Source organism: Pantoea sp. PA1, from assembly GCF_056856975.1.
Genome location: NZ_JBXGEE010000002.1, coordinates 517,667 through 529,565, shown reverse-complemented (window position 1 = coordinate 529,565; position 11,899 = coordinate 517,667). Strand labels below are relative to the sequence as shown.

Below are 11,899 nucleotides of genomic sequence, written 5' to 3'. Positions count from 1 at the left end.
TTAGCCGCTGATTTTACCTACACCCTTTTTATGCCACTGTCGAGGTGTCCCATTTTTACCCGAGTAGCTAATTTTTGCCGGAAAGTCCTGAAGCGTGATGAAGAGGAAGCCCCAGCAGAGGTTGAACCAGAGCGTCTTATGACCATCATCCCTCGTGAAAGCCATACCATCTCACGTAAAGACATCAGCGAAAATGCCCTCAAAGTGCTCTATCGCCTCAATAAAGCCGGTTATGAAGCCTATCTGGTAGGCGGTGGCGTGCGCGATTTGCTACTGGGGCAAAAACCGAAAGATTTCGACGTGACGACCAACGCCACGCCTGAGCAGATGCGCAAGCTGTTCCGCAACTGCCGTCTGGTCGGTCGCCGTTTCCGTCTGGCACACGTGATGTTTGGCCCGGAAGTGATCGAAGTTGCCACCTTCCGTGGACATCATCAGGCGGAAGAGATGGCCGAGGATCGCAACAGCTCGCAGCGCGCCCAGAGCGGCATGCTGCTGCGCGACAATATTTTCGGTTCGATTGAAGATGATGCTCAGCGTCGCGATCTCACCATCAACAGCCTCTACTACAGCGTGGCGGATTTCACCGTGCGTGACTACGTGGGCGGCATCAGCGATCTGGAACAGGGCATCATCCGCCTGATTGGCGATCCGGAAACCCGTTACCGCGAAGACCCGGTCCGTATGCTGCGCGTGGCGCGCTTTGCTGCGAAGCTTAATATGCGCATTGCGCCGGAAACGGCAGAGCCGATCCCGCGTCTGGCCTCGCTGCTGCGTGATATTCCACCGGCTCGCCTGTTTGAAGAGTCCCTGAAGCTGCTTCAGGCGGGCTACGGCTACAGCACCTATCTGAAGCTCTGTGAATATCAGCTGTTCCAGCCGCTGTTCCCGACGCTGGCGCGCAATTTCACGGAAAACAGCGACAGCCACATGGAGCGCATGCTGGCGCAGGTGCTGAAAAACACCGATAACCGCATTCAGAATGATATGCGCGTGAATCCGGCGTTTCTGTTTGCCGCGATGTTCTGGTATCCGCAGCTGGAAGCGGCAGAGCGCATTGCGCAGGAAAGTGGCCTGACCTACTTTGAAGCCTTTGCGATGGCGATGAATGATACGCTGGATGAAGCCTGCCGTGCGCTGGCGATTCCGAAGCGCATCACCTCGCTGATCCGCGATATCTGGCTGCTGCAGCTACGCATGTCGCGCCGTCACGGTAAACGCGCCTGGAAACTGATGGAGCATCCGAAATTCCGCGCCGCTTACGATCTGCTGGCGCTGCGGGCGGAAGTGGAAAATAACCCGGAACTGCTGCGTCTGAGCCAGTGGTGGGGCGAATTCCAGGTCGCCGCGCCGCCGCAGCAGAAAAACATGCTGAACAACCTCGGCGACGATCCGGTGCCGCGCCATAAATCGCGTCGTCCGCGCCGCCGTTCTTCCGCGCCGCGTCGTGACAACCAGAACGCCTCATGACCCGGGTTTACCTGGCATTAGGCAGTAATCTGGCCGATCCGCTGCATCAGGTTGATGCAGCGCTTCGCGCCCTGGATGCGTTGCCGCAGACGCAGCGCATTGCCACCTCGCCCTTCTACCGCACGCCACCCTATGGCCCGCCTGATCAGCCCGACTTCCTGAATGCCGCCGTGGCGCTGGAGACCGATCTCAGCGCAGAAGCGCTGCTGGACCACACCCAGCGCATTGAGCAGGAGCATGGCCGGGTGCGAAAGGCGGAGCGCTGGGGACCGCGCACGCTGGATATCGATCTGATGCTGTTTGGCGAGGCAGTGATCAACAGTGAACGCCTGACGGTGCCGCACTATGACCTGCTGAATCGGGCGTTTATGCTGGTGCCGCTGCTGGCGATTGCGCCGGATGTTCGCCTGCCGGATGGCCGCGCGCTCAGCACAATTCTGGCCACGCTCGACAGCCGCAGCATCACCCTGTGGCCGCGCTGAGCAGACAAACACAACTCTCTGATTCCGCTCTCTGACGCTATCCAGTAAACTGCGCCCATCAGAATTCCTGAGTTGAGAGCGCCATGAAACCCACCACGATTTCACATCTGCGTCAGGCGAAAGCCAGCGGTAAAAAATTCGCGACGCTGACCGCCTACGATTTCAGTTTTGCCCGCCTGTTTGCCGATGAAGGCATTCAGGTGCTGCTGGTTGGCGATTCGTTAGGTATGACGATTCAGGGGCATGACTCAACGCTGCCGGTGACGGTCAGCGACATCGCCTATCACACCGCCGCCGTGCGCCGTGGCGCGCCGCAGGCGCTGCTGCTCGCTGACCTGCCCTTCATGAGCTATGCCACGCCGGCACAGACCTTTGACAATGCTGCGCAGCTGATGCGCGCCGGAGCCAACATGGTCAAACTGGAAGGCGGCAGCTGGCTGGCTGAAACCGTCCGGATGCTGACCGAGCGGGCGGTGCCGGTGTGTGGTCACCTGGGGCTGACGCCGCAGTCGGTCAATATCTTTGGCGGTTATAAAGTCCAGGGGCGTGATGAAGCGGGAGCCGAGCAGCTGCTGGCCGACGCGCTGGCGCTGGAAGCCGCGGGTGCACAGCTGATGGTGCTGGAGTGCGTGCCGGTCTCGCTCGCTCAGCGGATCACCGCCGCCCTCACTATTCCGGTGATCGGCATTGGTGCCGGTAACGTCACCGATGGACAGATTCTGGTGATGCATGACGCCCTGGGCGTGACCGGCGGACACATCCCTAAATTTGCCAAAAATTTCCTAGCGGAGAGCGGCGATGTTCGCGCGGCGATTCGCCACTATATCGCTGAAGTTGAAGCCGGCACCTACCCGGCGGCAGAGCACAGTTTCCAGTAATTCAGGAGAGTCACCGTGTTGATCATTGAAACGCTGCTGATGCTGCGCCAGGAAGTCCGTCGCTGGCGTCAGCAGGGTAAACGTATTGCGCTGGTGCCGACCATGGGCAACCTGCACGAAGGGCATCTGACGCTGGTGGATGAGGCGCGGGCGCGCGGCGACATCGTGATTGTGTCGATCTTCGTGAATCCGATGCAGTTTGACCGGGCAGACGACCTGGCTCGCTATCCGCGCACGCTGCAGGAGGATTGCGAAAAGCTGAACCGCCATCAGGTGGATGTCGTCTTTGCCCCCTCGCCGGCTGAAGTCTATCCGCAGGGCGCGCAGAATCAGACCTTTGTTGAGGTGCCGGTGCTCTCCTCTCTGCTGGAGGGCGCGACCCGTCCGGGCCATTTTCGCGGCGTGGCCACCATCGTCAGTAAACTCTTTAATCTGGTGCAGCCCGACATTGCCTGTTTCGGTGAAAAGGATTTTCAGCAGCTGGCTATCATTCGTAAGATGGTGGCCGATATGGGCTTCGACATTGAAATTGTCGGTGTGCCTACCGTACGGGCTGCGGATGGTCTGGCGCTGAGTTCGCGCAACGGCTACCTGACGGCCGATGAGCGTCAGCTGGCCCCGGTGCTGAGCCAGGTGATGCGTCAGATGGCGACGCGGCTTGAAAACGGCGAGCGCCATGTTGAAGAGATTATCGAGGCGGCCAGTGAGGCGCTGGTCGCGCAGGGATTGCGTCCTGATGGCCTGGCGATCTGCGATGCGGAAACGCTGCAGCCGCTGACGGTGGACAGTCAGCGCGCTGTCGTACTGATGGCCGCCTGGCTGGGCAATGCCCGCCTGATTGACAACCAAACCGTTGACCTGACGCTGTAAGCACACCCGCTACAGATTATTTTATTTCTCTGACAAGGTTTCTGGCTATGATTCGCACTGTTCTGCAAGGCAAATTACACCGCGTGAAAGTGACGCAGGCGGACCTCAATTACGAAGGTTCCTGCGCGATCGATCAGGATTTCCTGGATGCCTCCGGCATTCTGCAATATGAAGCGATCGATATTTATAACGTCACCAACGGTCAGCGTTTTTCCACCTATGCTATCGCGGCTGAGCGTGGCTCAAAGATCATTTCGGTAAATGGTGCGGCCGCCCGCTGCGCCTGTCAGGGCGATATTTTAATTATCTGCTCCTATGTGCAGGTTGAAGATGCGGAAGCGCGTCAGTGGCAGCCAAAGGTCGCCTATTTTGAGGGTGACAACCAGATGAAGCGTCTGGCAAAAGCGCTGCCAGTACAGATCGCCTGATAAAAAAGGGCCGCCCGTGATACGGCCGGCCCTTTTTCTTTGCGGTTATTTCCGTTAAACCGGTTTGGCCGCCAGCGGCTTCGACGGTTTTTTCATCGTAAAGAGGAAATTAAACCAGCCACGCTTTCTCATCAGGCAGAGCGTCCAGGGTAACGCCAGCGCCACCAGGAAAGCCGAAATAAACTTCAGATCGTTAACCCAGGCGGACGGGCTTTCAAATTTCACAATCTTACTGAAGAACTGAATCGCCAGATAATGCGACAGGTAAAAGACGATAGAATTGACGCCGATATAATAAACCAGTTCAGACTTCAGCTTCAGCGCAATCCAGACAAAGAACGGAACCGACAGCAGTGCCAGCGGTGACAGTAATGCCTGCGAATGACGATCCAGCACAAAAATATTCAGGCAGGAGAGCAGCGCAAAACTGGCCACTGAAATGAGCAGGGTCGGACCGTGCTGCACTTTCTCCGCGATATCCACCTGCTTTCTCACCACGTAATCGCCCAGATAGAAGAAAACAAACAGATAAAGGGATTTATTAATGTGGCTGTTATCGAAACTGGCAAACACGCCGTCCGGGTCAATGGCTGGCAGTGCCCAGCTCAGCGCCATACAGATGCCGAACACCAGCAGGAACGGCAGATGGCGGGCAAAGATAATCACAATAAAGAAGATAAACAGCGAATGCAGGAACCAGGTCATATCGCCGCCACCGGTCAGGTGAGAGAGAATAATATTCATCGGCGATTGCGGCGTATTGGCCATTGAGCTGAACAGAATTTTCAGCCCGCCATATACTGCCACCCAGACCACGAACGGATAGAGAATACTGCGCACCTTGTTATTAAAAAAAGGACCCAGGCCTTTTCTTAATCCGGCATCGACAAATAAGCCCGACACAAAAAACATCAGCCCCAGCCTTACCGGTGCCAGCATCTCATTTAGCAGGCTGCTGAAGGCGGTAAAATGACCGGCATTGTTATGGACAGCGATAGTACTGTGCAAAAAAATGATTGCGAGAATACTCAATCCCCGCAGATTGTCGATCCACGTTATACGATTCATCTTTTCCTGCCTTTGATTAAAAACTGGCCCTGAATGTGCGACCATTCTTCTTATTACAGACACTCCATTCCCGCCCTTTCGTCCCTGAGCAGAGGAATAACCTTATTCGGCGGTATTCTGATCACTCGCGCTGAAATAAACAACAGTCGGGGCTTAAGGCTAATCTTAAAAAAAATTTAACAGTGGAGAATCATTAAGATAGAAACCGGTTCCACTTTAATATCAGATAATGCTTAGGGTTATTTTTTATCAGGAGGGCGAAAAAGGCAGCTATTTTCCGCAATCGCGTGAAAAAAGAGAGGCGGAGCAGAAGAAAGGATCGTTTTTTAAGGCCAGTGACAACCGGAAAAGGCGGCGATTTTTTATCCGATAATAAAAAAGCCACGCGCGTTTCGCTGCGTGGCTTCGGTAAAGGTTTCGTCAGGTGCGTAATCCGCGTCCGCGCTGAATCAGCGCATAGACCAGCCCGTAAAAGACCAGAATAAACGCGATCAATACCGAAAGCGTAAAGGCCAGCGGCACGTCATTAATGCCCAGGAAGCCATAGCGGAACCCGCTGATCATATAGACGATAGGGTTCAGCTTCGAAACGGCCTGCCAGAATGGCGGCAGCAGACTCAGCGAATAGAACACGCCACCCAGATAGGTCAGCGGCGTCAGCACAAAGGTCGGGATCAGGCTGATATCGTCAAAGGTCCGGGCAAACACGGCGTTCAGCAGACCGGCCAGTGAAAACAGAATCGCGGTCAGCAGCAGCGTCACCGCCACCATCGTCCAGGAGTGAACGTGAAACGGCACGAAGAAGAGCGAAATGGCCGTGACCAGAACCCCGACGCAGACGCCACGCGCCACGCCGCCGCCAACATACCCCGCAATAATGATGTGGGTCGGCACCGGCGCGACCAGCAGCTCTTCAATGTTGCGCTGGAATTTGGCACTGAAGAATGAGGATGCGACGTTAGCATAGGCGTTGGTAATGACCGCCATCATGATCAATCCCGGCACGATAAACTGCATATAGCTGAAGCCGTGCATCTCACCAATGCGTGACCCGATCAGGTTACCGAAGATGATGAAATAGAGCGTCATGGTGATTACCGGCGGCACCAGCGTCTGGATCCAGATGCGGGCAAAACGGTTAATCTCTTTGGCCCAGATACTTTTCAGCGCCACCCAGTACAAATGTGTCATGCTTTTGCTCCTGTTTTTCCCTGCGTCGTCAGGCCAACGAACAGCTCTTCCAGACGGTTCGCTTTATTTCGCATACTCAGTACCTGCACCCCCTGCGCACTCAGCTGGCTGAAGACGCTGTTCAGCCCCTGCTCACGCAGTACTTCCACCTCCAGCGTGGAGGTATCCGTCAGGCGATACTGGAATCCTTCCAGCGCGGGCAGCGGACTGCGCGGCGCCAGATCGAGGATAAAGGTTTCTGATTTCAGCTTGGACAGCAGCCCTTTCATCGAGGTGTTTTCCACCAGCTCACCGCTCTGGATGATGCCGATGTTGCGGCACAGCATCTCCGCCTCTTCCAGATAGTGGGTGGTGAGAATGATGGTGGTGCCTTTGGCATTCAGATCTTTCAGGAACCCCCACATTGAGCGCCGCAGTTCGATATCGACCCCCGCCGTCGGCTCATCCAGAATCAGCAGTTTGGGCTCATGCATCAGCGCGCGGGCGATCATCAGACGGCGTTTCATCCCGCCGGAGAGCATGCGCGCCCGTTCACTGCGTTTTCCCCACAGATCGAGCTGTTTCAGGTACTTCTCCGCCCGCTGATTGGCCTCACGCCGTCCGACGCCGTAGTAACCCGCCTGGTTAACGACGATCTGCATCACCGTCTCAAACGGGTTAAAGTTAAACTCCTGTGGCACCAGGCCGAGCTGGCGCTTGGCATTCACCACATCTTTTTGCAGGTCGTAGCCAAACACCCGCACGCTGCCGCCGGACTTATTGACCAGCGAACTGATAATCCCGATGGTGGTGGATTTACCGGCACCGTTTGGCCCCAGCAGCGCATAAAAGTCACCCGCTTCAACGTTAAGATCGATGCCCTTCAGCGCCTGTACGCCGCCGGGATAGGTCTTGGTCAGCTGAGAAAGTTCCAGTGCATATGTCATTCTGCATCCATACCCTGTTTTGGTGGCATCGTAATGCCGTTTAAATTTAGTCAGCCCTGGCATATAGTACGCGCGCGCACCTTGCGCAGTAACCGGTCGCTCAACGCCATGACAGACATTAACACCCTGATCAGTAACAACCGCGAATGGTCAAAATTACTGATTGAAGAAGATCCCGGCTTTTTTGAGCGGCTCGCCCAGGCACAAAAACCGCGCTTCCTGTGGATCGGCTGCTCAGACAGTCGTGTTCCTGCCGAACGCCTGACCGGACTTGAACCGGGCGAACTCTTTGTTCACCGCAACGTCGCCAATCTGGTGATCCACACCGATCTGAACTGTCTGTCCGTGGTGCAGTACGCTATTGAAGTGCTGGAAGTTGAACACGTCATCGTGTGCGGCCACTACGGCTGCGGCGGCGTGCAGGCCGCGATGGATAACCCGGAGCTGGGGTTGATCGACAACTGGCTGCTGCACATCCGCGACCTCTGGTACAAGCATAGCGTGTTGCTGGGGGAACTCCCGCCGGATAAGCGCCTGGACAAACTGTGTGAAATCAACGTGATTGAACAGGTCTATAACCTGGGACACTCGACCGTAGTGCAATCTGCCTGGAAACGCGGGCAGAAAGTCTCACTGCACGGCTGGGTTTACGGCATTCAGGACGGCTGCCTGCGTAACCTTGATGTCACGGCAGACAGTCGGGAGATCCTGGAACAGCGCTACCGCAACGGCATCGCCAGTCTGCAGATGAAGGTCGAAGCCTGAACCGATCGCGGCGCAAAACGCGACATAGCCTACACCAGTCGGAGGGTGCAGGCCTTGGAAGAATGTGCGGTTATGCGCTGTCAGGATTCCAGCGGCACCACTTTGCCGATGTAAGGCAGATGGCGATAGTGCTGGGCGTAGTCGATACCAAAGCCCACCACAAATTCATCGGGAATGGCGAAGCCGACATACTCAACGTTAACCTCGACTTCGCGGCGTTCAGGCTTATCCAGCAGGGTGCAGATCGCCAGTGATTTTGGCTGACGCAGCTGCAGGATCTCCCGCACTTTGCTCAGGGTGTTGCCGGAATCAATGATATCTTCGACGATCAGCACATCCTTGCCGCGAATGTCCTCGTCCAGATCTTTCAGGATTTTCACATCACGTGAGCTGGACATGCCGCTGCCGTAACTGGAGGCGGTCATAAAATCGACTTCATGCGGCACCTCAATGGCGCGACACAGGTCAGCCATGAACATGAATGAGCCGCGCAGCAGCCCCACCAGCACCATATCGCTGCCGCTGTCGCGGTAGTGATCGGTAATCTCTTTGCCCAGTTCAGCGATGCGCGTGGCGATTGCCTGTTCAGGGATCATCACTTCAACAGTGTGTTTCATTGCGTTCAGCCCGGTTACGTCAGAAAAGCCCCGAAGTCTATCACAGACGCCGCCGCGTCGGCTGCGCCGCAGCGCAGGCAAACGATTACGTCGCGAAAATTGTTCACAGTCGTCTGCGGCTGGCTCAAATGCGCATTACCTTAGAACATTACGGCATTTACCAGCATGATTCGCTGCATGGTAGCCTTTATCCAACATATCGTTACCCTACTCGCGCCGCAGGCCGGAGATCACAATGACTTCACCTTCAAGCAAGAAAACGCATATCGGCGACAGGCCGCTGCACCCTGAAACGCAGATGCTGAACTATGGCTACGATCCCCGCCTGTCCGAAGGCGCGGTGAAGCCGCCGGTCTTTCTGACCTCCACCTTTGTCTTCGACAGCGCCGAAGAGGGACGCGATTTCTTCGATTACGTCTCCGGCCGGCGCGAGCCGCCAGAGGGCAAATCGGGCGGGCTGGTCTACTCCCGCTTTAACCACCCTAACAGCGAAATCGTGGAGGATCGGCTGGCCGTCTATGAGCAGGCAGAGAGCTGCTCACTCTTCTCCTCCGGCATGGCCGCCATCGCCACCACCCTGCTGACCTTTGCCCGTCCCGGCGAGGTGATCCTGCACTCCCAGCCGCTGTATGGCGGCACCGAAACCCTGCTCAGCAAGACGCTGCACAATCTGGAGATTGGCGCGGTCGGCTTCAGCGACGGCAATGATGAGGCCAGAGTGCGTGAAGCGGCACAGCAGGCGATGGCGCAGGGCCGCGTGGCGATCATCCTGATTGAAACCCCGGCGAATCCCACCAACAGCCTGGTCAACATTCGTCTGATGGCGCGTATCGCTGATGAGATTGACCAGCAGCAGGGCTCCCGACCCATTATCGCCTGTGACAACACGCTGCTCGGCCCGCTGTTCCAGCAGCCGCTGACCCTGGGCGCGGATCTCTCGCTCTACTCGCTGACTAAATATGTGGGGGGACATTCGGACCTGATTGCGGGGGCGGCGATGGGCAGCAAAGCACTGATGGCAAAAGTGCGCGCCCTGCGCAGCGCCATCGGCACCCAGCTGGACCCGCACTCAAGCTGGATGCTCAGCCGATCGCTGGAAACGCTGTCGCTGCGCATGGAAAAGGCCTGGCAGAATGCGGAAGCCGTGGCGGCGTTTCTGCGCGATCATCCGAAAGTGGCGAAGCTGCACTGGCTGCCCTATCTCGACGCGGAGAGCGCCGAGGGCAAAACGTATCGCGAGCAGTGCAGCGGCGCCGGTTCGACCTTCTCGTTCGATATCGTCGGCGGCCAGCCTGCGGCGTTCCGTTTCCTCAACGCGCTGTCGCTGTTCAAGCAGGCGGTGAGCCTGGGCGGCACCGAGTCGCTGGCCAGCCATCCGGGCAGCACCACCCACTCCGGCGTGCCGCAGGCCGTGCGTCAGCGAATCGGTATCACTGACGCCACGGTGCGGCTGTCGATTGGCATTGAGAACGCGGGCGACCTGATTGAAGATGTGAAGCTGGCGCTGGAGCAGGCGTAATCAGCTCACGGTAAAGCCCAGCATCATGCCAGTATCTTCATGCTCCAGCAGATGACAGTGGGCCATATAAGCGTGTTCGGCGGCGGCGACATAGTTGAAGCGCACCAGCACTTCACTGCGCCAGCCGTCGACATTGACCATATCTTTCCAGCCCTGCCGATGGGGTGCCGGCGGTTTGCCATTCTCGGAGAGAATGCGGAACTGGGTGCCGTGAATATGAAACGGATGCAGCATCGCATCGCCTTCGCCGGAGATCGTCCACTTCTCATAGTCGCCCAGCTTCACTGCAAACGACGGTTTCGTCATATCAAACGCCTGACCGTTGATTTTATTGCCGTTTCGGAAATCATAACCCGCTGGCTGCGCCATACCCGCCATACCGTGCATGCTGTGATCCATCGGCGCGGCGGATGAGCCGTGCGCCTGCGCCATCGCCGGATGGTCGCCCGTCTCCCCGGCTTTTCCCTGCCTCTGCGGCATTGCGTGATGCCCGCCTTTGCCCATCGCTTTCTCGCCATAGCGCTGCATCAGCGCCTGTATCCCCTGCTGGTCCAGCTGCGGGTCCATCATCAGCTGCAGCCAGCGGGTGTGCAGCCCCTCTGTCGCGGGCAGAGCGGGCAGCGTCGCCAGCCGATCCGGCAGCGTGGCGCTGGCCATCACCCGCAGCGGCAGGATCTGCACCAGCGGCAGCGGCTGATCGAATGGCGGCAGCGTCATCCCCATCTGATCGGTGGGCAGCGTCACCAGATCAAAGGCTTTGCCGTCGGAGGTGTCGATCATCACCTCAAAGCGCTCGCCCGGCAGGATCGGCAACGCGTCGACGCTGACCGGCTCCGCCAGCAGACCGCCGTCGCTGGCGATCACATAGAGAGGACGTTTATCACTGGCGGCAACGTGCAGCGACCGGGCATTACAGCCATTGAGCAGGCGCAGACGCAGCCAGCCGCGCGGCACCGCATGCTGCGGATAGTGCGCCCCGTTAGTCAGCATCATGTCACCAAACCAGCCTACCGCCGCGCGCATCACGTCGAGCTGATAGTCGATATGGCGGCCATCCTGAGTCAGCTGCTTATCCTGAAAAATCAGCGGCACATCATCCACGCCCCACTGCACAGGCAGCCGCAGTGTGCCGCTCTCTTTATCTTCCAGCAGGATCAGGCCCGCCAGCCCCTGCGCCACCTGATGCCCGGTTTTGCCGTGCAGATGAGGGTGATACCAGCAGGTTGCGGCGGGCTGATCGGGCGTGAAGGAGACCTGACGCGAGCCGCCGGGGGCTATCGCCGCCTGCGGTCCGCCATCCACCGCGCCAGGGATTTCCAGCCCGTGCCAGTGCAGCGTGGTCGCTTCGCTGAGCCGGTTATGAATGTTCACCGTCACCGGCTGGCCGCGCTGTAGCCGCAGTACCGGCCCCAGCAGGCTGCCGTTGTAGCCCCAGGTCGGCACCGCTTTGCCGTTCCACTGCGTGCTCCCCTGCATGGCGGTAAGGCTGTATGTGCCTCTGGCGTCGGGTTCCAGCAGAGAGGGAATCGGCAGCAGCGGACGGGGTGCCGCCATCAGCGAACGGCTCCAGAGCGGTAACGCTCCGGCTGCACTCAGTGCGGCGGTGAGTTTCAGGAAGTGGCGACGTTGCATGGTGATCATCCTTGTGGCATCAGAGCGCACAGCCTAAACCCTGACCTTATGGG

The 11,899-nt window shown here is 57.8% G+C and carries 12 protein-coding genes; 7 read left to right on the top strand and 5 right to left on the bottom strand.

Annotated features, from left to right (window positions below; translation table 11 throughout):
• Positions 1-51: 51 nt before the first annotated feature.
• From pcnB to panD, 5 genes are all read left to right on the top strand, one after another.
• Positions 52-1,470: a polynucleotide adenylyltransferase PcnB gene (pcnB, locus tag AC1V0D_RS13190; protein WP_208971008.1), complete on the top strand. Its 1,419-nt coding sequence runs from the start codon at positions 52-54 to the stop codon at positions 1,468-1,470.
• The gene (folK, locus tag AC1V0D_RS13185; RefSeq protein WP_046101246.1) at positions 1,467-1,952 is read left to right on the top strand and encodes a 2-amino-4-hydroxy-6-hydroxymethyldihydropteridine diphosphokinase; all 486 of its coding nucleotides are present in this window, start codon (positions 1,467-1,469) and stop codon (positions 1,950-1,952) included. The genes pcnB and folK overlap by 4 nt, the downstream gene beginning before the upstream one ends.
• Positions 1,953-2,035: 83 nt before the next feature.
• Positions 2,036-2,830, top strand: coding sequence for a 3-methyl-2-oxobutanoate hydroxymethyltransferase (panB, locus tag AC1V0D_RS13180; RefSeq protein WP_009092046.1), 795 nt, complete (start codon positions 2,036-2,038; stop codon positions 2,828-2,830).
• A gap of 15 nt (positions 2,831-2,845) precedes the next feature.
• Positions 2,846-3,700, top strand: coding sequence for a pantoate--beta-alanine ligase (gene panC / locus AC1V0D_RS13175; protein WP_046101244.1), 855 nt, complete (start codon positions 2,846-2,848; stop codon positions 3,698-3,700).
• A 47-nt stretch (positions 3,701-3,747) separates the two neighbouring features.
• Complete coding sequence (panD, locus tag AC1V0D_RS13170; RefSeq protein WP_009092050.1) at positions 3,748-4,128, top strand: aspartate 1-decarboxylase; 381 nt, start codon at positions 3,748-3,750, stop codon at positions 4,126-4,128.
• A 54-nt stretch (positions 4,129-4,182) separates the two neighbouring features.
• On the opposite strand, the gene AC1V0D_RS13165 is transcribed toward panD, so the two are convergent.
• The 3 genes from AC1V0D_RS13165 to AC1V0D_RS13155 all read right to left on the bottom strand — a co-directional run bounded on the left by AC1V0D_RS13165 (position 4,183) and on the right by AC1V0D_RS13155 (position 7,313).
• Entirely contained in the window at positions 4,183-5,196 is a 1,014-nt protein-coding gene (locus AC1V0D_RS13165; RefSeq protein ID WP_009092052.1) for an acyltransferase family protein, read from the bottom strand.
• Positions 5,197-5,616: 420 nt separating this feature from the next.
• Entirely contained in the window at positions 5,617-6,387 is a 771-nt protein-coding gene (locus AC1V0D_RS13160) for an ABC transporter permease (protein ID WP_009092055.1), read from the bottom strand.
• The gene (locus AC1V0D_RS13155; RefSeq protein ID WP_009092057.1) at positions 6,384-7,313 is read right to left on the bottom strand and encodes an ABC transporter ATP-binding protein; all 930 of its coding nucleotides are present in this window, start codon (positions 7,311-7,313) and stop codon (positions 6,384-6,386) included. The genes AC1V0D_RS13160 and AC1V0D_RS13155 overlap by 4 nt, the downstream gene beginning before the upstream one ends.
• Before the next feature lie 108 nt (positions 7,314-7,421).
• Between AC1V0D_RS13155 and can the strand changes: the two genes are divergently transcribed.
• On the top strand, positions 7,422-8,078 hold the full coding sequence (can, locus tag AC1V0D_RS13150) for a carbonate dehydratase (protein WP_033736612.1): 657 nt from the start codon (positions 7,422-7,424) through the stop codon (positions 8,076-8,078).
• 80 nt (positions 8,079-8,158) lie between these two features.
• Here the strand turns inward: can and hpt are convergent, their stop codons facing one another.
• Positions 8,159-8,695: a hypoxanthine phosphoribosyltransferase gene (gene hpt, locus AC1V0D_RS13145; protein ID WP_009092060.1), complete on the bottom strand. Its 537-nt coding sequence runs from the start codon at positions 8,693-8,695 to the stop codon at positions 8,159-8,161.
• A 235-nt stretch (positions 8,696-8,930) separates the two neighbouring features.
• On the opposite strand from hpt, the gene AC1V0D_RS13140 reads away from it, so the two are divergent.
• Positions 8,931-10,214, top strand: a complete 1,284-nt coding sequence (locus AC1V0D_RS13140) for a cystathionine gamma-synthase family protein (protein ID WP_009092062.1) — start codon at positions 8,931-8,933, stop codon at positions 10,212-10,214.
• Here AC1V0D_RS13140 and cueO read toward each other — a convergent pair whose 3' ends face one another.
• Positions 10,215-11,846, bottom strand: a complete 1,632-nt coding sequence (gene cueO / locus AC1V0D_RS13135) for a multicopper oxidase CueO (RefSeq protein ID WP_482907545.1) — start codon at positions 11,844-11,846, stop codon at positions 10,215-10,217.
• Positions 11,847-11,899 lie beyond the last annotated feature (53 nt).

Coding starts and splice junctions, on each gene's coding strand:
- panB (WP_009092046.1), top strand. CDS start 2,036: ATGAAACCCACCACGATTTCACATCTGCGTCAGGCGAAAGCCAGCGGT.
- AC1V0D_RS13155 (WP_009092057.1), bottom strand. CDS start 7,313: ATGACATATGCACTGGAACTTTCTCAGCTGACCAAGACCTATCCCGGC.
- AC1V0D_RS13165 (WP_009092052.1), bottom strand. CDS start 5,196: ATGAATCGTATAACGTGGATCGACAATCTGCGGGGATTGAGTATTCTC.
- AC1V0D_RS13160 (WP_009092055.1), bottom strand. CDS start 6,387: ATGACACATTTGTACTGGGTGGCGCTGAAAAGTATCTGGGCCAAAGAG.
- hpt (WP_009092060.1), bottom strand. CDS start 8,695: ATGAAACACACTGTTGAAGTGATGATCCCTGAACAGGCAATCGCCACG.
- panD (WP_009092050.1), top strand. CDS start 3,748: ATGATTCGCACTGTTCTGCAAGGCAAATTACACCGCGTGAAAGTGACG.
- can (WP_033736612.1), top strand. CDS start 7,422: ATGACAGACATTAACACCCTGATCAGTAACAACCGCGAATGGTCAAAA.
- AC1V0D_RS13140 (WP_009092062.1), top strand. CDS start 8,931: ATGACTTCACCTTCAAGCAAGAAAACGCATATCGGCGACAGGCCGCTG.
- cueO (WP_482907545.1), bottom strand. CDS start 11,846: ATGCAACGTCGCCACTTCCTGAAACTCACCGCCGCACTGAGTGCAGCC.
- folK (WP_046101246.1), top strand. CDS start 1,467: ATGACCCGGGTTTACCTGGCATTAGGCAGTAATCTGGCCGATCCGCTG.